Below are 19,816 nucleotides of genomic sequence, written 5' to 3'. Positions count from 1 at the left end.
GAGTGGGGCGCGCTTCCGGCACCGGCCCGGGGAACGAGCGCGTCGCCACCGGTGGGCTTCCCCACGTCGCGGTGTGATTCCTTGGCGGCGAGGTTGCCGCCTCTCGAAACGGTCGGGACGGATGTTGTCTGCGGGTTGCCCGGCTCGTGACTCTGGCTCTACAGGCCGGCGGCGACGCTTCGCATGACCGATTCCAGATCGCGCTCGCCCGCAGGGGTCTGCGCACCGCGCTCCAGGGCTCCTGTCATGAGTCGTGGCGGCAGATCCCCACTCACCAGCTCGGCCCACGCGTCGTTTTCCGCGCGCAGGCCGTCTGTCAGGTCCGCCGGAGGGACCAGCTGCTTGGCGGCGGCGATGAGCTCCGGGGAAAGCGCGGCGATCTTTTGCGCCACGCTGTCGACGAACGCGTCCAAGTCAGCCGCGGGCACCGCACGGTTGATCCACCCGTAGGCGGCCGCCGTGTCCGCATCCACCAGATCGCCGGTGAGCAGCAGTTCCAGCGCCCGGTTGCGCCCGACCCGCTCGCGCAGGTACTGCGTGCCTCCGCCGCCCGGCACGATGCCCATCAGTACCTCGCTCTGGCCGATGCCCGCGGTCTCCCGCGCGGCGAAGGCCATGTCGGCCGCCGCGACGAACTCGGCGCCTCCGGCCCGCGCCTTGCCCGCCAGTTTGACGATCGTCACCTGCGGCTGGTGGCGGAGCAGTTCGCCGACCCCCTGGAAGAGGTTGGCGTCCGGGTTGCGGTCCGCGATCGCCTGCAACTCGTCCATCTCGTTGAGGATGTGGATGTCGACGTGGGCGATGAACAGCTCGGGGTTGGCGCTGGAGAACACGATGACGCGGACCGAGCGGTCGTCCCGCAGCGTCCCGAGGACGTCGTGCAGTTCCCGGATCAGGGTTCCGCTGAGCACGTTGACAGGGGGGTTGTCCAGGGTGATCCACGCGACTCCGGCGTCGATGCCGACGCGGAGCGTCGTGTACTCGTGCAGATTCATGAGTGTTCCAAGGTTTGCGATGAGCCAGTAGGTTTGCAACGCATACCTAGCCTGGGCCGCGCGCCGAGGACGGTCAATAACGCACTTTTTGACAACCAAGGATCATGATGGATACCAACCCCACGCCCCTGCCGCCCCGCAGCATGCCGCGGTTCAGTGCCGAGTGCCCGAGTCGGCCCATCCTCGATCAGATCGCCGACAAGTGGTCCATGATGGTCCTGGCGGTCCTGGAGCAACCCACGCGGTTCAACGAGATCAAGCGGCAGCTGGAGGGCGTGACCCAGCGGGTACTGACCCAGACACTGCGCAAACTCGAACGCAACGGCCTGATTCGACGCCGGGTGCTCGCGACCTCTCCCCTCGGCGTGGAGTACTCCCTCACCCCCCTCGGCGAGTCCTTCCGTGAACCCTTCACCCGTCTGTACGACTGGACGGTCGAGCACAGCGACGACGTCCTGACGGCGCAGCACGAGTACGACGCACGGTCACCGGGACAGTGAACACTCACCCGGCCGATCCCTCGACGGCCTGGGACCCTCGACGGACGTGGCCGGGCGCATGGGGCCGGATGACCTAAAGCGCCTCCCGCGCTTCCTGGCCGCGGCAGCGCCCGGCCACACTGGACTCTCCGCGGACAACTTCTGCCGCAGCATCCTGTTCTTCGACATGTTCCGTCACTGCGCACGAACGAAAGGACGGTCGCACTGCTCTGAGGTTCGCTCGTCCACGCCATGCGCCTCACGCGAAGGCCGACCCGTCCCGGGAAGCCGGGTACGCCGACGCGAAGGGAAGAGCGCCCGAATCAAATCAGGGCCCGGAGACGGTCGTTGAGCGCGGCACCGGCGTCGGGGCAGTTCTTCCGGATGGTGTCGAGGAAGGCGCGCAGCACCGGCGAGTGGTCGCGGGCGGTGAAGGACAGGACCGGTTCGCCGAACTCGAGGTGGAGCTGGCCCGGGGCCGGCTGTGCCCGGCTGGGAGGACCAGCGCCGGATCCTGGCGAGAATCCGGGCACTGATCGCGTGGCAGCTCCAGCCGGAGGCCTCCTCGGCGGCTGCCGCACCGGCACGGCTGGTCCTGACGGTCTCCAACCGGACTACGACTCACTCGGGCAGAGCCCGGGCGGCCCGCGCCGCTCACAAACCGAGCCGGCTACGGTACCGAGTGCAGCCGTTTTCGCGGACCCCGCCGCTTTTGAAGAGCTACCCGTGCTGGGAGCGCCAGTAGGCGCCGGTACGGTCGGTAGTTTTGAGGGTGTTTGGCTGGTCTGGTTTTGCCGGCCAGATTTGCAGCAGATGTTCTTCCGGCGTGTCGTCCTCGGTGCGGTCTTCGCCCAGGTCACGACCTCTTACGTGAGCGCGGATGCGGTAGGAGCCGGGTTCGGCGTGTTCGTAGAGGGTGATCTCGTCCGGTTCGTCGTCGTCCGAACTCCAGAGGACCATGCGGCCACCCGGCCAGGGGAGTGAGATCTCGGCGATGTCTTCCCAGGGCTCATCGGCGATGAGCGGTGTGGTGGGCCAGGTCTCGGTGGTGATCCGGATGTCACCGATATGCGTGCCGCAGGTGACCGAGGCGGCGATTCCGCCCCTGTGGGTGATGGCCACGACGCCGGTCTCCACCGGATCGGTGAAGCGCTCGGGGGGCGCTGCCGGATTCACGAGCGCATACGTGTTGTCCTGGATGAACAGGGTCTTTTGGACACGCGTCAGCGGTCCCGATTCCCGCGGCGTCCCGGGCGTGGTCTCGGTCATGGCGACGCAATCTCCTTGGGTGTTTCGGCGGTGGGGGACCGCCGTGTTCTGACGGCGGTCCCCTACCGGGATTGTTCCTGCTCACCGCGGCCCGGTGGATGATCAGGTTGCCTGCGGCCGGGGCGGGCGGCTGCTGTTCAGGCCATCGAGGGCGGCAGCCAGTCGGGAGCCGCGGCCGCTCCGGCCGGGGGGAGGATGATGCGGACCCAGAACTGGTCGTTCTCCAGAAGGCGGTTGGTGGTGTACCAGGGCCGTCGGTAGTCCCGGCCCTCTGCGGTGTTCTGGCGCGCGTCGATCATGTGCCAGGAGAAGTCCGGGTTCTTGGAGGCGCCTTCGTGGGTGGTCGCGAAGGGGTACTCGTCGCAGGACTGGCCCGGGGGCCTGGGGGAGGGGGCCGCCCTGCATGCCTCGGTGCGGTTGTCTCGGATGAGCTGCCGGTCCCTCGTACGCGTGAGGGCCGGGCCGTAGCCTTCGCGGCCCCAGGCGGTGACGAGGTTGTTCTGGGCCCACCAGACGTGCCAGGCGACTTCCTCGGTGTTCGGGTCGAGGGTCGACAGGTCGTAGGTGGGCTTGTAGCGGTAGTAGACGCAGCCGCCGGTGGCGGGGCCGACGTTGGGGGTGGAGTCACAGCGCACGTCGGCCCGGGGGCCGATCTCGTCGACGAGCGGGTTGGGTGCGGTGGACTGGATGGTCATCATTGCTACCGGGTTGGTGAAGTCGGTGGTGGTTCCCGGTGATTCCGTCAGGGCCCGGAAGCTGTCGTAGCCGGTGGTGCGGAAGGGCAGCAGCTTGGGCGGGGGAGTGGTTGTCGGGGTGCAGGACGTGGTGCAGCTGATGAGGACGGTGGCCAGTACTCCTGCTCGCACGACCCCGGTGGCCTGGTAGAGGGACAGGCGTACTTCGTGCTCCATGCGGCGCGCGCGGTTGTCGACGTAGCCGTACACGACTTGGAGGATGGATCCCCTGCCGATCACTTGCTGGGACGGGATCAGCCTCACCACGAATGCGAACTCACCGAGGTAGCAGGATTTGAAGCGATTGGTCTCCAGCTCGTTCGCGGGACAGTCGACCGCGAGCGGGCCGGGCGTGTCTGCCCCGTCGTCGTCCGTGCCGGTGAAGTCCGCGGCCGCTTTGCCATCGGCTGCGGTGAGTCCCAACGAGGATGCCTTGCTGCGGAGTTCGGAACGGGCGAGCCGGGGCGCCTGGGGGTCGATGCACATGGCTGAGCTGCCACGTGCTTTGAATCTGCCGGCCTCGACGTCCGCACAGGTCGGCATCGTTTCGGCCAGTGGTCTTGTTCCCGCTGCGGGGCTCTGGGCATCTGCTGAACTGGTCAGGGGCGCGATCAGGACCGCGGTCATGAAGGTGACCAGGAGGGCTCTGATCGATAATCGTGAGGTCATGGCATCTCTCCCATGTGGCACAGGCGCACTGCTGTGTGTCGAGTTGGCCATGTTTGACGGCCCGTCAAGTTCCCGAAAGTCCGGAATCGGACATGTCATTTTTCTCTGCGGCGGCCGCAGCGGCGCGATTCTCAGAGCTTTTGCGGCTTTCCTCCCGTGTCTGAGGAGGCCGGAAATCCGTTGAGGGGCGGCCGCCCCTATCGGTGTGGCCGGGCTACGTGAGGGGGACGGTCCAATCGGCTATCTGGGCATCGGCAGCTGAACTGACGATCTCGTCCTGCAGCGAAGCCATGGCTGCATCATTGGCAGGGAAATGTCCATGTAACCATCGGTCCGGAATGTGTCGGCGGCTCCCGATCGCCTACCTGGTGCTGCCGACAGAGAGGTGCTACTCGTTGAGGACGCCGGGGGTGTCGTGCAGGACGACGCTCTGTTCCAGCGGAGCGCGTCCCATGTGGAAGCCGTTCACCGTTGCGGTCGTGTCGGCGGTGCCGAAGGAGATGCCGAACAGCAGTTTGAGCCCCTTGGGAACGTTCAGGAACTCGCGGACGGTGTCGGCGTACTGCCCGAGCATGGTCTGCGGAATGCCTCCGAGGCCCCGGGCCGTCAGGGACAGCAGGAAGTTCTGTGCGTACATGCCGATGTCCCCGGCCGCCCGCACCCCGTCGCCGAACGCCGGCATGAAGAGGAAAGCGGCGTGGGGGGCGCCGAAGAATTCCAGGTTCTCGCGGGCGTGGGCGTACCTCGACGCCTGGTCCGAGCGGGATATTCCCACGGACTGATAGACAGTCGCGGCGTGGTTGTGGGCCCGGTCGATGTAGGTGCCCTCGCCGAAGTCTGCGTAGCTGAAGGAGAAGTCGGGGGAGAACCGCTTCTCCTCGTCGGCCTTGAGCAGTTCCTTGCTCAGGGCGTCGCGTGCCGCGCCCGATACGACGTGCACCGTCCACGGCTGGGTGTTGCAGTTCGACGGAGCGGCCTGGGCGTCTTCCAGTACACCGCGAATGTCTGATGGGGACAGCGGGGTGGGCAGGAACTTCCGGACGGAGTACCGGGAGCGCACGATGTCGGTGATGGGCGAGGGCGTGGAGGTGGGGGGCAAGAGAATTCCTTTCAAGGGTGGTCCATTGCGGTGGCCACTCGGGTCTCAGGAGGTGCTTCTGCAAGGTGGGGGAGGACAGCGGGTGGGTGATTCCGAGGCGACCCGGGGGTCTGCGGGAAGGGGACGGACGGGACGATCAAGGCCGGGTTTCGGACGGCATCCGCATGCCCGCGTTTCGCAGCGGCGCGGTCGGTCGATCGGGTAAGCCTGCTGCCATCCGGGACGGTCAGGTGCGGTGGCCGATTGGTCGTGGAAGGGCTCCGCTGTGCGGCATCCGACGGCGCTGGCATTCAACCGCGCGGCGAACGGCTGACGGCCTACTCCGGATCGTCCTGTTCGCGGTATCCGACCTCGGTGCGGGCGTGCAGACGATCGAGCGCCTCTTCGTCACGGGCATCGGCGCCCTCAGTCCAGGCCGGATAGACGACCGCGAGGTACAGGTTTTAGCTCCTCACTGAGGGATGTACGTGTCCCATACGCTGTGCGGCCCGCGCGTACTCCTCGGTGGTGGCGAGGTTCCTGCGACCTGGCCGCGGCCATGAGCGGTTCCGGCAGCCCGCTGAAGGCGCTGAAATACTCCTCCATGGCCCGCAGCCACTGCCGCAGCCTCTCGGAGGCGTCACCGAGTTGGGCGATGTCCGCCCGGTGGGCACCAGTTCCGCGGAGCGCGTCTGCAGCACGGCCGCCGGCAGCGCCTCCCGCGTCGGGAAGTACCGGCAGAGTGTGCCGGTCCCGACGCAGGCCTGCTCGGTCGATCTCTCCAGGGAGGCGCCGACCCTGTCCCTCTGGGACTGACGCTGCGCCACCTCCAGCAGGGCCGCACGGTTGTGCTGAAAGCTCGCACGGGGCTTGTGTCCCTGCTGGACCTCGACGCTCATGCGTCCTCCCGGTTCATGCGTGGTGCTGCGGTTCCGATGGAAACGGAGACTGTCTCCGGACGGATGCAAGCGTAAAGTGGAGGGTTCCTCCGGTCAAGCTGGCTGGCGCCTTCTGGGGTCTTGCCGGGTTCGCGGAGGATTGAGAGCGCGACCACTCGGCCCTCTCGGCCGCCCTCCGGGATTCCCTGCGGTTGGGTGCCGGTTCGGGCGTGGGTGCGACGTCGAGGGCGTGCGCATGCGGTCGCGGAGTGCGTGTTTGCGCCTCGTCGGCACCCCCGGGGCGGTGACCTCATCCTTTGACAAAGCGGAGGCACTCTCCGTATGGTCGGAAGTGAAGCGAAGCGACGCCGGACCTGTTCATACGAGGCGTACAGGCCGCCGAGCGCGGCAGTACCCAGCCGCTGTTGTTCGTGGACAACCCGGCGGCGACCACACTGTCCTGCTGGCCCGCGTAACGGAAGCGGAGCCGGGCGAGGACTCCCTGAGACCACTCACGTGGTACCAGCGCTTTTTCGGCGCCCACACATCACAGGCCCAGTGATCGTGCGGTACGTCAAAGAAGGTATGGGCTCAGGGTCTGATCACGGGCCGGGCAGGAGACGGCGACCATCATCGAGACCTGACCGGACCGCTCGCCACACCAACGAAGCAAGGAGCAGCGATGCCGACCCTGGGAATCATCGGAAGCGGCAACATCGGGTCCGCGGTCGCACGGCTGGCGGTGGCCGCGGACATCGACGTGGTGATAGCCAACTCACGCGGTCCCCAGAGCCTGAAGGACCTCGTAGAGGAACTGGGGCCGCGCGCCATGGCAGGAACCGTCGAGGAGGCCGCCCGCGCCGGGGAGGCGACCGTGCTCAGCATTCCCCTGACCGCGTACCACGACCTTCCCGCCGGTCTCCTGACGGGCAGGACCGTGCTGGACACCGGCAACTACTACCCCTACCGCGACGGCCGGATCGCCGCACTCGACTCCGAGGAGGTGACCACGGCCGAGCTGGAGCAGCAGCTCCTGCCCGGCGTGCTGCTGGTCAAGGCGTTCAACAACATCCTGGCCCACCACATCCCCCAGTTGGCCCGGCCCACCGGGGCCCCGGATCGCAGCGCCCTGCCCGTCGCGGGCGATGACCGCGGTGCGAAAGCCCGAGCGGCAGACCTGATCGGCCGGCTCGGCTTTGACGCGGTGGACGCCGGAACCCTGGACGAAAGCTGGCGCTTCGAGCCCGAGGCCGGTGCCTACACCCGTATCTACCTGGCAGATCCCGACGTGCCGGCCGAGCGCATCATGCAGGCCCCTGCGGCACCGCTGCCCGCCGACAAGCTGCAAGAGGCCCTGCGGACGGCCCGGCGGGTGAAGGTGGCCGCACGCACCTTCTGACAGCACGTGTGAGGGCAGCGCCGTAACCCCCTTCCACTCCACATACCTTGCCCCCGACGCCGACCGGCGTCGGGGGCAAGGTATGTGGAGTGGAAGGGGCGCGTACTGGTCGACGGCCGATGTGCGCATACGGGGCACATGAACAGGGCCCGGCTCGGGCGGACGATGTACTCCGCATCGGGGTTGGTTGTGGCCTCCCTGATCCTTTCCTGGGTCGCGGCAACGGCCATGTCGCGCCGCTTGGGCAGCCGCTCGGCTTCCGCCGCCAGCGCACCTGGCATTCCCTCGCGGGTGAGGTCGGTGCAGTAGCAGGGCGGGCCGGCTGTAGGCGCCATGAGTCTGCGAGCGTTTCTGCGTCAAAGGCGTTGAACCCGGTGTCCTCGACCAGCTCCATGGCCACCTGGCGGTCCTGGTCGTGGTCGGCGGCAGTGGGGATGGCGATGCGGCCCGGGCTCCCGCGGGCCTGCCTTTAACCGCGAACGCGTGGGAACCGATCGCGTTCCAAGCCTTGGCGATCGGCCGGCCCCGCTGTTCGGTGACCCACAGGCTCTCGACCTGACCGGCGTCGGCGGCCCCGATCCGGCGGCCCGTGCCCGGTAGTGCGCGGCCTCCGCTGCTGTGACCGCGCGCCCGCCCGAGGGCAGCGCATCGGCCTCGATCGTGTGCGGGCCGCGCGAGTTGGCCACCTTCACGGCATGTCCCGCGGCGCTGAGTCGCTGGGTCAGGGTCTTGCCGATGTGTCCTACGCCCGAAGTGCCGATCTCCATGGTGGATCTCCTCGCATCGAAGCGGGGGCGGTCGGCGGCCGATGCGGCGCCGGCGCTCTATCGGCATCCGAGGGCAGTGCGGCCGGCCTGGCCCGGCCGGTGAGTGGTGTCCGGCAGTGAAGCCCTTAATGGCGCTTAGCCGCCGCGGAGAGGGGCCGCGCTTTAATTCACTCGCGCCTGCGGCGCCGAGGGACCTTCGTCGCTCGACGGCGTCTCCCAACCGGTGCGCATGAGGGAGACGAGCGCGTCGGGCGACGACTCGTCGGCCATGGCGGCACCACGGGCCCAGGCCGTGGCCAGCGTGCTGAGGAACAGGTCACGTCCCCGCACCCCGGGATTGGCGTAGCCGTCGCGCTGTGCCGCGCGGAGGAAGTCCTCGGTGGTCGTCACGAAGCCCTGACAGGTGAGCGCCAGCGGGGACGTGCCCTCGGTCAGCGCGGCCCGCAGGGGGTCGGGCAGACCATCGAAGGCTGACACCCATTCGCCCATCGCCTGAAGCCACTGTGTGAGTGCGGCGCGGGAGTCGGTCACTTCGCGCTGGATAGCGACGCGGCGGGCCTCCAGCTCTTCGTCGCGGGCCTGCAGCAGGGCGGCCAGCAGCGCCTCCCGGTTGGGGAAGTGCCGGTAGAGCGTGCCCGGGCCGACGCCGGCCCGCTTGGCGATGGCGTCCAGAGAGCCGGTGATGCCCTGCTCGGTGAAGAACTGCTCCGCGACCTCGAGGATGTGTGTGCGGTTGCGCTGCTTGTCCGTCCGCTGTCGGCGCTCGCCGGCGGCTGCCTCGCCCATGTCCGTGTGCCTTTCATTGGCAATACGGAGACTCTCTCCATGTTGCCGTTCGTGAAACGGAGATTATCTCCTCATTCGTACTTGATGTTACCGCCGGCCTTGGCGGGCGTCCCCCTCCTGGCGCGGCACGCAGGCGATTCGCATCGGCGGCCGTCGGGGAGTCGGCCGCCACCCGCCTGGATGTGGAATGCCGCCACGGCCGGCTCCACTTCACGCGGGCGCGCGTACGGGTGCGACGAGCTGAATTGCCGCCGCCTGTCGGTCGCGAGCCCGGGATGCCCGTAGGTCGCCTGTGTCCAGGCGCTTTGTGGTCTCGGTCGCGTCCGCTCGGCCGCCGTTGACAGGCGGAGACCGTCTCCGTATCGTCCTCACGTGAGCGGAGGCTGTCTCCGTTTACTGTCCGGTTCATCGAAGTCCCGGACGAGGCCCCGGTGGCCCCCGCGGATCGCCGGCGGCTCACTGCCGGCTGACGTCCTCGCCCACGCCGGATGCCGGCCCACCGGCCCGGACCCGACCCCTGCCTGCCCGGCGACGGGCCGGGCACGTCGCTGCGACTGATCTTTTCCACCCTCACGAGATGGCGAGCACGTACATGACCACCCCATCGGCATCCGGCGTCGCACCCGCGGCACCGACGACCCACTCCAGCGATCGGCTCCCGCCGGGTGTCGCCCTGGTCATCGGGGTCCTGATGGTCTCGACGTTCATCGTTTTCCTCAACGAGATGCTCCTCGGCGTCGCCCTGCCCACGCTGATCGCGGACTTCGGGGTCAGCCCGAGCACCGGGCAGTGGGTCACGACCGGCTTCCTGCTGACCATGGCCGTGCTGATCCCCGCCAGCGGATTCGTGATGCGGCGCTTCCACATGCGAACGGTCTTCCTGGTCGCGATGTCGCTGTTCCTCGTCGGGACGACACTCGCCGCGATCGCGCCGACGTTCGGCCTCCTGGTGGCCGGCCGGGTCATCCAGGCGTCCGGCACCGCCGTCTTCCTGCCCCTGTTGATGACCACCACGCTGCGCTTGGTCCCGGTCGGCCGCCGCGGCCAGATGATGGCGATCACAACAGCCGTCCCGTCCGTGGCACCGGCCCTCGGGCCGGCGCTGTCAGGTCTCGTGCTGTCCGCACTGAGCTGGCGCTGGCTGTTCATCCTGATGCTGCCGATCGCGGTCGCCGCCCTGGCACTGGGCGCATGGAAGCTGCGCAACACCACCACCCCGGAGCCGGTGGCCCTGGACGTACCGTCGTTGCTGCTGTCCGCGATCGGCTTCGGCGGCCTGGTCTACGGACTCTCCCTGATCGGCGAGGCGTCTGCGGGGCACTCCCCGATCTCGCCGTACCTGCCGCTCGCGGTGGGCCTGGCGGGCCTGGTGGCGTTCGTCCTGCGACAGATCCCCCTGCAGCGTCGCGACAGCGCGTTCCTGGACATGCGGATCTTCCTGCGGAAGTCATTCGTCCTACCGATCCTGGTGATGGTGTTCGTGGCGGGCAACGGGATCGGTCTGCTGGTCGTGGTCCCGCTGGTGCTGACCAACGTCACCGGCCTGAGCACCCTCCAGCTAGGCCTCTTCCTGATCCCGGGCGGGGCGGCGATCTCGATCGTGTCGGCCCTGAGCGGCCGCTTCTACGACCGCTTCGGCCCGCGTCCGCTGGTGATTCCCGGTGCGATCGTCTGGCTGGCCGTCCTGTGGTTCCTCAGCCGGGTGGACGAGAGCACGAGCGTGATCACGCTGATCCTCGCGTGGCTGGTGTTCACCAGCGCGATGGCCACGATGTGGGCGCCGCTCACGACCAGTGCGATGGGCGCCCTGCGGAGCGAGCTCTACCCGCACGGCACAGCTGCCTTCGCCACCGTCCAGCAGCTCGCCGGTGCCGGTTTCGGTGCGGTGTTCATCTCGGCCTACACCATCGGTTCCGGCGCCCGGGACGCCGCCGTGCTCACCACGGCGCAGGCCGAGTCCGCCGGACAGGCGGCCTTCATCACCGCCTGGGCAATCGGCCTGCTCGTGCTGGTGGGCGCACTCTTCCTCGGCCGGACACCGAGTCCGGCCGCCGATGAGACAGCCGCCGACGGGACGGTCGCTGCCGCGCCGCGGCCGGTCGGCAACGAGACGATAGACGGCGAAACGGCCAGCGGGACGTCGGCCGACGGCGAAGCGATCTGCAAGACGGGGGCCCGATGACCACGGACAGGAAGCTCGTTCTCGGGATGGGGCTCATCGACGGATACGGTGGCCTGCACGGCGCCTGGCGTGCCCCGCACGTGGACCCCGGGACCTACACCGACGTCGATGCCACCGTGCGTCATGCAAGAGCCGCCGAGCGCGGCAAGTTCGCCTTCCTCTTCACTCCCGACTTCCCCGCCGTACGCGGTGACGTCGAGCACTCCACCATCAACAACCTCATGGACCCGCTCATCCAGCTGACCGCCGTCGCGCGCGAGACGACGAACATCGGCTTCGTCGCGACCGGGTCGACGACGTTCCAGGAACCGTTCAACACGGCACGCCAGTTCAAGGCCCTGGACGTTCTGAGCCATGGGCGCGCAGGCTGGAACGCGGTGACGACCAGTGACCCCGCCGTCGCCGCCAACTACGGACGGCCCGTCGCCGAGCGCGCCGAGCGATACCAACGGGCGCACGAGGCGATCCAGATCGTCCAGGCGCTCTGGGGCAGCTGGCAAGAAGACGCGTGGATCAAGGACCAGGCAGCGAACCGCTTCATCGACCCGACGAGATTGCAACCCGTCAACTTGCAGGGCCAGTACGTCGCTTCGCGGGGCCCCTGGCGATCCCACCGTCGGAACAGGGTCAGCCCGTCGTCTTCACGTCCGGCGGCCCCAGCCCGCACCTCCTGTCGATCGCGGGCCGCTACGCGAGCGGCTTCATCGCCGAGGTGTGGACGATCGAGGAGGCGCGCGCCCAGCGCGAGCTCGTGCGGAACGCGGCACGCGAAGCCGGCCGCGACCCCGACGAGATCAAGTACATCGCAGGCATCATGACCACCGTCGCGCCGACCGTGCGCGAGGGCCTCAACCGTCGCCTGAAATACTCAGGCGACGTCATCGAGGCCCGTCTGCCCCACCTCGGCGCGATGCTCGGGATCCATATCCACCCGGATCGGTTCGACGAACCTCTCACACCGGAGCAGCTGTCGTCCGCGCACGCCTCACCGCGGGACCCGCGCTCGGCGAACGCTCTGGCGGTGGCACGCGAGGGGTGGTCCCCGCGCGACGTCCTCGCCCATGGCGTGATCGACTTCCATCCCACCGTCGTGGGCCCGGGCGCGCTCCACGCCGACCACCTCCAGGAGTGGTTCGAGGCGGGAGCCGCCGACGGCTTCTGGGTGACACCCGACATCTACGAGGACGGCATCAACGCATTCGTCGACGAGGTGGTGCCGATCCTGCAGGAACGCGGCATCTATCCCACCGAGTACCCGGGCACGACCCTGCGCGCCAACCTCGGCGTTCCGCACCAGTACGGACTCGACCCGCGCATCACCGGAGAGCCGGAGTGATGGTCAAGATCTGTGGATCGATAGCCATGCGCGGGATCTGACTCTTGGTGTAGTTGAGAGTTTCAGGCGAGACCCTCAAGGAAGTCCGAGAGCGCGGTGTGCAGGGTTTCGGGCTGTTCCAGGTGCAGGTCGCGGCCGGTGCCGGGGATGCTCATGGCCATGGCGGCGGGTCGTTGCCGGAGCATCTCGTCGGCTTCCTGCGCGGAGATGAAGCTGGATTGGGCCAGGACGACCAGGGTGGGGCAGGCGACTTGCCTCCACTCATCCGGAAGGATCTCTGTGAAGCCGACAGCCAGAAGCATGACAGAGGACTGATTCAGCACGGTCAGCGCGGCCACGGTGAGAGTGAGGCCGAGGACGCTACGCGGCCCGGCGGCCGGACGCAGGAGCCCCGGGTCGGCTGCGGCAAAGCCGTCCCATAGCGACGCTGTCTTCGCAGCCACCGTGGATGTCCGTTCCCTCGTCGTGGTCGGCCGTCCCCGTCCCGCCACGACGAGCGAGGCCGTGTTCAGCCCCGCCCACTGGCCCCTGGCCTGCGTTTTCGCAAGGCCTTGAAGACAAGCGGGGGCATCGGGATGCCAGGGCAAAGGGGTCACCTGGCGGGTTACCGCTGCCACGCCCTTGTGGCCTGTCTGGTCCGGTGGGATGGCGTGCGGTATACGTCGGGTGACTGCTTCCATGGCCGGGCGTGCCCCTATTCCTGGTGGGCCGCCGTCGCGAGGGTGCCCTCGATGAGGTCGCGCAGTTGGGAACGGGCGGTGATGCCCAGCTTGGGGAAGCTGCGGTAGAGGTGCGAGCTGACCGTGCGCGGGGAGAGGAAGAGCTTCTCGCCGATCTCACGGTTGGTCAGCCCGCGGGCGGCGAGCCGGATGATCTGCTGCTGTTGCGGGGAGAGTTCGGCGAGCGCGCCGGGGGCCGCATCCGTGACGTCGAGGCCGGCGGCGCGCGATTCGGCCCGGGCTCGCTCGATCCACGGGTGCGCGCCCAGGCGACGGAAGATCTCCAGGGCCTCGGTGAGCGGCCCCCGCGCCTCCGCGATGCGCCGACGGCGCCGCAGCCACTCGGCGAGGTCGAGTAGGGTCTGTGCGCGTTCGAAGGGCCAGTATTCCAGTACCGGATCCGCCAGAGCCGCCCGGAAGTGCGGTTCGGCGTCCTCGGGGTCCGCCAGCAGGCCACGGGCTCGGCTGATCAGCGCACGCAGACGAGGTGAGGCGTTGTCCGCCAGCGCGGATGCCGAGCGCTCGACGATCGCGACAGCCTCCTCATGGCGGCCGCAGCGCACAGCGGCGGCGGCCAGATCCGCGAGGGCCGGGTAGGCGGCGTGGTAGTGCACAGGCGCGCCGTCGGCCGTGAAGACCATGCGGAGTTGGTCGTACGCGGTCTCGTAGGCGCCTTCTGCGGCTGCCGCGGCACCGAGCGCACGACGGGCGTAGACGGAGACCGAGCGGCTTTCCAGCGGATCTATGAGAGCGAGCGCGTCCTCGGCCCGGGTTCGAGCCGAGGACGCATCGCCCTGGAAGGCCAGCACGATGGCGTCCACGGTAGCCGCACAGGCCACGGCGTGGTCGAGGCCGGCCGCCCGGCCGACCGCGGTGGTGCGGGTGCAGGCCTCACGAGCCTGTTCCCATCTTCCTCGCTCCACGTAGGCCCAGGCGACCGCGCCGCCCAGACCCTCGGGCAGCGCTCCCTGCAGCTCCCAGCGGTCGAAGGCCTCGTCGAAGGCGCGGACGGCCCGTGGTGTCTCGTCCAGGAGCCACGCCATGATCCCGACGGTGGTGAGCCGCTCCGGCCGGGTTTGCGCCTCGGCGACCAACTGCGGAAGCAGGGAGACGAGTTGGGCCCGGTCGTCGAAGGGGTCCGAGACGGCTCTCACCCAGGTGCGCAAGCCTGCGTGTGAGGCGTTCTCGGGAAGGCGCCGCAGGATGTCCTGGATGCGGTGGCGCTGGGTGTCCTCTCCGGAGTAGAAGCGGACCACGGCGGCGCCGGCCACGAGGTCCAGCGCGGCGGCGGGCTGGGAGAGCGTCAACTCCTCGGCAGCGTCAGCCAGTCGGGAGAAGACCATGGTGTGGCGTTCGGTCAGGACAGCCAGCCTTCCGGCTTGCACAGCGGCGGAGGCCAGCAAGGCTGCGTCACCCGTGCGCGCGCGTGCCGCAGCGACCAGTTCCTCGACCCAGGCGATGTCTCCGGTGAACACGGCCGCCGCGGCGGCTTCGACCAGCAGCCGGGCGCTGTCCTCGCGCCGCGGTGCGAGTTCCGCGGCGCGCTGCAGGGCCTGGGCCGCCGCCGCATGGCCGCCGCGTCGGCGGGCCCGGCCGGCGGTCCGCACCAGCTCCGCCGACACGGCCGCGTCCGGGTACGGGCTGGCGGCGGCCAGGTGCCAGGCACGCCGGTCCGGTTCGTCCCGCAGCAGTTCGGCGAGCACGAGGTGTGCCTCGCGCTGGGCGGCCAAGGATGCGGCGTGATAGACGGCGGACCGGACCAGTGGGTGGCGGAACCGGACGTCCCGGCCGGTCCGCCGGACCAGTCCGGCCTGCCCGGCGGGCAGCCAGGCCGCATCCTCGGCGCGCGGCAGTCCAGCCGAGGCGGCGACAGCGGAGTCGGCGCTGTCCATGGCGGCCAGGAGCAGCAGGGCCCGCGTGGTGGAGGCGGGGAGGCTGTTCAGGCGGGCGGCGAAGATCCGCTCCAGGTGATCGGTGAGCGGAAGCGGACCTATGGACGGCAGCGGTGCAGACGTGTCGTGTACCAATGCTGTCCTCGTCAGTTCCACCAGCGCCAGCGGATTGCCGCCTGCCTGGTCGAGGATCCGCGACCTGGTGTGGCCAGTGGGGCTCTTCGGCTGCAGGTCCAGCAACTGATGGGCCGCAGCGGTGTCGAGCGGTCCCAGGGTGAGCATCGGCACATGGCGGTCGAGCCCCGGAAGGTGATCGCCGTCACGGGCCCCGATCAGCATCGTGACCGGTTCACCTGCCAACCGTCTGGCAGCGAAGGACAACGCATCCAGGGAAGCACGATCGAACCACTGCACATCGTCCAGCACCACGAGCACGGGATGGTGGTCGCCCAGGCCTGACAACAGGCCCAGGACGGCTACCCCGACCAGCATGAGATCGGGTCCTGAGGTCGCCGACCCCTCGCCGAAGGCGTCCTGCATCGCAGCGCGCTGTCTCCCTGGCAGTCCGTCCATCTCGGCCGGCACCGGCCGCAGCAACTGATGCAGTGCGGAGAACGCCAGGCTCGACTCCGACTCGCTCCCCTCGGCACGCAGTATGCGAGCACCACCGGCTTCGGCCCGGCGCACCGCGTGCTCCAGCAGCGCGCTCTTGCCCGTGCCCACGTCACCGACCAGCATCAGCACCGGATCGGCCGACACCGAGTCCACCGCACGAAAGAGGCGTGCCAATTCCGCGTCCCGGCCGACGATCAGCGCCCCCGGATTCAGCTCCGGTCCCATGACCGCACCGCGGTCGCCAGTGTGCTCGTCCACGGAGTCTCCCGGAATTGCGGCTTTCGACCGGGGTCGCCCTGCCCTGGCCCGTCCAGGCTACAAGCGGCCGGGTGCCCAGTGCCCGGGCCATGCGCGCAGGTGCAGTCACGTTACGGATACCGCGCGCGCCGAGGCCGTTCGTACGGTTCCAGGAAAACCTCCCCCTCCCCAAGGATGTCTCATGGAACAGATCAAGCTGGGCGACGTCTCCGTCACCCGGGTATGGGAGTACTTCGGCTCCGTCGAAATGACGCCCGACACCTTCTTCCCGGAAAGTCCGAAGGAAGTGTGGGACGACAGCGCGCCCTGGCTGACCCCGCATTTCCTGGATTCCGAGACCAATATCGTGAATACCGCGATCCAGACCTGGCTGCTGCGCAGCGGAGGCAGGACCATCCTCGTCGACACCGGCGTGGGCAACCACAAGGACCGCCCGTACGCGCCGGTCTGGAACCGCCTCGAAACAGGCTTCCTGGCCAATCTCGCGCGCGTCGGCGTCGCGCCCGAGGACGTGGACATCGTGATCAACACACATCTCCACATCGATCACGTCGGCTGGAACACGTACCTGGACGGCCGGCAGTGGGTGCCCACCTTCCCCAACGCCACCTACCTGATGCCGAAGGACGACTTCGACTTCTGGAATCCCGAGAACGGCCACAAGCCGCTGCTCGGCCGCGGCAACCAGAACGTCTTCGAGGACAGCGTGGCCCCGGTGCACCAGGCCGGCCGGACGCTGCTGTGGGAGAACAGCCACCAGATCGACGTCGGCCTCCGCCTGGACGCGGCTCCCGGACACACCCCTGGTTCCTCCGTACTGACTCTCACCTCGGGGACGGACCGCGCGGTGTTCGTCGGCGACATGTTGCACAGCCCCGTGCAGATCATCGAGCCCGACTCCAACAGTTGCTTCTGCGAGGACCCCGTGGGTGCCCGCGCCACCCGCCGCAAGGTGCTGGGCTGGGCGGCCGACAACAACGCACTCGTGATCCCCGCGCACCTGGGCGGCCACGGCGCCGCCGAAGTGGCACGGGAGGGAGACAAGTTCGCCATCAAGAGCTGGGCCCCCTTCGCCCCGTACACCGAGCAGGCCTGAGTCCTGCGGAAAGGCACGAGACATGAGCCACCACACCGAGCCCGTCGTGACCACGGCGCAGGGATCCGTCCGCGGCCTGCGCCGGGGCGACACCGCCGCTTTCCTGAACATCCCCTACGCCGCCCCGCCCCGCGGCGTCGGCCGGTTCGAGCCGCCGCGGCCGCACGAGCCGTGGGACGGCGTACGGGACGCCACCGTGCCGGGGCCCAACGCGCCGCAGTCCGAACGCCGGCTCGGCACCGTGAACATGTCCCCCTACTTCGGCACCGGCTGGATTCGCGGCGAGGACTACCTCACCGCCAACGTCTGGACGCCCGCCGCCGCGAACGGCGACCTGCCCGTCATGGTGTTCGTCCACGGCGGCGGATTCGTCGCCGGATCGACGCGGTCCGCGCTGTACGACGGCTCCGCCTTCGCCCGTGACGGCGTCGTCCTCGTCACCCTCAACTACCGGCTCGGCATCGCCGGGTTCCTCGACATCCCCGGCGCGCCGGCCAACCGCGGCCTGCTGGACGTCGTTGCCGCGCTGCGCTGGGTGCGGGAGAACATCGCCGCCTTCGGCGGTGACCCGGACAACGTCACCCTCTTCGGCCAGTCGGCCGGGGCCACCATCGTCGGCGGCGTCCTCGCCGCCCCGGAAGCCGCCGGCCTCTTCCGCCGGGCAATCGTCCAGAGCGGCAGCGGCCTGGGGGCGTTCACCACCGAGCAGGCCGCCCGCGTCACCAGGGCAGCAGCCGAGGCCCTGGGCGTCGAGCCCCGGGTCGACGCCTTCGCAGACGTCTCCGACGACCGCCTGGTCGAGGCCGGCTCCCGGCTCGCGGGCATCGACCTGCAGACCCAGACGCACCACGACCCGCTGATCGGACTCAGCCCCTTCAGCCTGGTCCTCGACACGCAGCCCGCCGAATCCGTCGCCGCCGGCCTCAGCAGCGCCATCCACCTGCTCATCGGGACGAACACCGAAGAGGGAAACCTCTACCTGGTCCCGGTGGGCAAGTACGCCACCTCGACCGCCGGTGATGTCGACGATGCCGCGGCGCGCGCGCACCCGAATCCGGCGCGACTCGTCGAGACGTACCGGAAGGCACGCCCCGAGGCGTCCTTCGGCGAGCTGCGCTCCGCCATCATGGGCGATGCGCTGTTCGGCGCGGGTAGCTGGGCCTTGACCGGCGCGCATGCCGCCCACCTCGAATCCGCCACCTACGCCTACGAGTTCGCCTGGCGCTCCCACGCCATGGACGGAGAGCTCGGTGCCACCCACGCGGTCGAGCTGGCCTTCGTCTTCGATGTCGCCCACCTTCCGCAACTGCACGGACCCGCCGCCCTGCTCGGCCCTGACAAGCCCCCCGCGGGTCTCGCCGCCCGTATGCACGAGACATGGGTCCGGTTCGCCAGGACCGGCAACCCCGGCTGGGACCCGTACGACGACGAGCGCCGGGCCACGATGCGCATCGACGCCGAGTGGACCCAGGTCGACGACCCCCGCAGCCAGGAACGACAGGCCTGGCGCTGACCCTCCGGCCACGATGCCCAAGGACACACCATGACCAGAACCGTCATCACCACCGAGAACGCACCCGCCCTCGCAGCCCCGCTGTCCCAAGGCATCCGAAAGGGCCCCGTCCTGCAGGTTTCCGGGCAGCTCCCGCTCGATCCGGACACGGGCCATGTCGTCGGGACCACGGTCGCCGAGCAGACCGAGCAGACCCTGCGCAATGTCATCGCCGTACTCAAGGCGGGCGGCGCGGGCCTGGAGGACGTGGTGATGCTCCGCGTGTACCTCACCGATCCCGCCCACCTGGCCGAGATGAACGGGGCGTACGCGGCAGCCGTCGGTGAACCCTTCCCCGCCCGCACCACCGTCTACATGCAGCTTCCGCCGGGGCTGCTCGTGGAGGTCGATGCCCTGGCAGTACTGGACGACTGATCAGGATGGCCGCCGTGCGCGGTGCCTCTGCGGGCGATCTTCGGCGTGATGCCGCGGGCCCGGGGGAGGCGACGGTATTTGTCGTAGTCGTAGCCCCGGTCGGCGAACAGGCGCCTGGGCCGCCGACGGGGGTGGCTCCGGGTCCCGCGGATGTGTGGGATCGCGTCCAGCAGCGGCATCAACTGCGTGACGTCATGACGGTTTCCGCCGGTCAGGGACACCGCAAGGGGTGTCCCGTTCCGGTCGGTGATCAGGTGGTGCTTGCTTCCCGGACGAGCCCGGTCGACCGGCGAAGGTCCGGTGTGAGCCCTCCTTTGAGGGCCCGGACGTGTGAGCCGTCGACCGCCGCGTCGTCCATCTCCAGCAGTCCCGCCCGGCGCAGGTCGGCCAGCAGGACCTCGTGCAGACGCGGCCAGACGCCGGCCTCGGTCCAGTCCCGCAGCCGCCGCCAGGCCGTCACGCCGCTGCAGCCGATCCGTTCTGTGAGCACATCGGCCCAGCTCACACCCTTGCGCAGTACGTAGGCGATGCCGCGCAGAGCAGCCCGGTCATGCACCGGCAACCGTCCCGGATACCGGCGCCGACGCGGCGGACGAGGAGGGAGCGACGGGGCCACACGGTCCGACAGGCCATCAGGCACAAGAGTCGACCAGGCAGCACACCGCGTCGATCATCCAATGCCACGAAGTTAAGGGCCCGATGGTGACGTCAAGGGCTCGGTGAACGGGATCTTGTAG

The 19,816-nt window shown here is 69.1% G+C and carries 14 protein-coding genes and 2 pseudogenes; 7 read left to right on the top strand and 9 right to left on the bottom strand.

From position 1 onward, the window contains the following. Positions 1-158 precede the first annotated feature (158 nt). Positions 159-995 (bottom strand): enoyl-CoA hydratase/isomerase family protein, encoded by an 837-nt coding sequence (locus tag IE278_RS38920; RefSeq protein WP_189779737.1) that lies wholly within the window; start codon positions 993-995, stop codon positions 159-161. Positions 996-1,102: 107 nt separating this feature from the next. On the opposite strand from IE278_RS38920, the gene IE278_RS38915 reads away from it, so the two are divergent. Beyond that, positions 1,103-1,495: a winged helix-turn-helix transcriptional regulator gene (locus IE278_RS38915; RefSeq protein ID WP_246571500.1), complete on the top strand. Its 393-nt coding sequence runs from the start codon at positions 1,103-1,105 to the stop codon at positions 1,493-1,495. 699 nt (positions 1,496-2,194) lie between these two features. Here IE278_RS38915 and IE278_RS38910 read toward each other — a convergent pair. The 3 genes from IE278_RS38910 to IE278_RS38900 form a co-directional block, all read right to left on the bottom strand. Further along, positions 2,195-2,743 carry a hypothetical protein gene (locus tag IE278_RS38910; protein WP_189779736.1) on the bottom strand — a complete coding sequence of 183 codons (549 nt, stop codon included), beginning with the start codon at positions 2,741-2,743 and terminating at the stop codon, positions 2,195-2,197. A 137-nt stretch (positions 2,744-2,880) separates the two neighbouring features. Beyond that, complete coding sequence (locus IE278_RS38905; protein ID WP_189779735.1) at positions 2,881-4,146, bottom strand: NucA/NucB deoxyribonuclease domain-containing protein; 1,266 nt, start codon at positions 4,144-4,146, stop codon at positions 2,881-2,883. Between the two features lie 388 nt (positions 4,147-4,534). Further along, positions 4,535-5,245 (bottom strand): nitroreductase, encoded by a 711-nt coding sequence (locus tag IE278_RS38900; RefSeq protein WP_189779734.1) that lies wholly within the window; start codon positions 5,243-5,245, stop codon positions 4,535-4,537. Positions 5,246-6,784: 1,539 nt separating this feature from the next. Between IE278_RS38900 and IE278_RS38895 the strand changes: the two genes are divergently transcribed. Beyond that, positions 6,785-7,501 (top strand): NADPH-dependent F420 reductase, encoded by a 717-nt coding sequence (locus IE278_RS38895; protein ID WP_189779733.1) that lies wholly within the window; start codon positions 6,785-6,787, stop codon positions 7,499-7,501. Positions 7,502-7,857: 356 nt separating this feature from the next. Here the strand turns inward: IE278_RS38895 and IE278_RS43365 are convergent, their stop codons facing one another. Continuing rightward, positions 7,858-8,268: an NAD(P)-binding domain-containing protein gene (locus IE278_RS43365; protein WP_213089780.1), complete on the bottom strand. Its 411-nt coding sequence runs from the start codon at positions 8,266-8,268 to the stop codon at positions 7,858-7,860. A gap of 162 nt (positions 8,269-8,430) precedes the next feature. Further along, complete coding sequence (locus tag IE278_RS38885) at positions 8,431-9,054, bottom strand: TetR/AcrR family transcriptional regulator (RefSeq protein WP_189779732.1); 624 nt, start codon at positions 9,052-9,054, stop codon at positions 8,431-8,433. Positions 9,055-9,631: 577 nt separating this feature from the next. Here IE278_RS38885 and IE278_RS38880 point away from each other — a divergent pair. After that, positions 9,632-11,236, top strand: coding sequence for a DHA2 family efflux MFS transporter permease subunit (locus tag IE278_RS38880; protein WP_189779731.1), 1,605 nt, complete (start codon positions 9,632-9,634; stop codon positions 11,234-11,236). Further along, positions 11,233-12,572 (top strand): annotated as a pseudogene (locus IE278_RS43360) (NtaA/DmoA family FMN-dependent monooxygenase). Before IE278_RS38880 ends, IE278_RS43360 begins: the two are co-directional and overlap by 4 nt. A gap of 62 nt (positions 12,573-12,634) precedes the next feature. Here the strand turns inward: IE278_RS43360 and IE278_RS42700 are convergent. Continuing rightward, positions 12,635-13,015, bottom strand: a complete 381-nt coding sequence (locus IE278_RS42700; protein WP_246571490.1) for an alpha/beta fold hydrolase — start codon at positions 13,013-13,015, stop codon at positions 12,635-12,637. A gap of 251 nt (positions 13,016-13,266) precedes the next feature. Continuing rightward, the gene (locus IE278_RS38865) at positions 13,267-16,056 is read right to left on the bottom strand and encodes a helix-turn-helix transcriptional regulator (protein ID WP_189779730.1); all 2,790 of its coding nucleotides are present in this window, start codon (positions 16,054-16,056) and stop codon (positions 13,267-13,269) included. 181 nt (positions 16,057-16,237) lie between these two features. Here IE278_RS38865 and IE278_RS38860 point away from each other — a divergent pair, with 181 nt between their 5' ends. Genes IE278_RS38860 through IE278_RS38850 form a run of 3 tightly spaced genes read left to right on the top strand, consistent with a single transcriptional unit; the run spans position 16,238 to position 19,079 of the window. Continuing rightward, positions 16,238-17,152: an MBL fold metallo-hydrolase gene (locus IE278_RS38860; protein WP_189779729.1), complete on the top strand. Its 915-nt coding sequence runs from the start codon at positions 16,238-16,240 to the stop codon at positions 17,150-17,152. A 22-nt stretch (positions 17,153-17,174) separates the two neighbouring features. Next, the gene (locus IE278_RS38855; protein ID WP_189779728.1) at positions 17,175-18,665 is read left to right on the top strand and encodes a carboxylesterase/lipase family protein; all 1,491 of its coding nucleotides are present in this window, start codon (positions 17,175-17,177) and stop codon (positions 18,663-18,665) included. A gap of 30 nt (positions 18,666-18,695) precedes the next feature. Beyond that, a complete protein-coding gene (locus IE278_RS38850) occupies positions 18,696-19,079 on the top strand; it encodes a RidA family protein (protein ID WP_189779727.1) in 384 nt (127 codons plus the stop codon). A gap of 11 nt (positions 19,080-19,090) precedes the next feature. Here IE278_RS38850 and IE278_RS38845 read toward each other — a convergent pair. After that, positions 19,091-19,719: pseudogene (locus tag IE278_RS38845) on the bottom strand (IS5 family transposase); the annotation flags it as partial. Positions 19,720-19,816 lie beyond the last annotated feature (97 nt).

Origin of the sequence: Streptomyces tauricus (assembly GCF_014650955.1) — a bacterium.
Lineage (GTDB): Bacteria > Actinomycetota > Actinomycetes > Streptomycetales > Streptomycetaceae > Streptomyces > Streptomyces tauricus.
The sequence above is the reverse complement of the archived record's forward strand: the minus strand, read 5'-3'. Positions and strand labels throughout refer to the sequence as shown.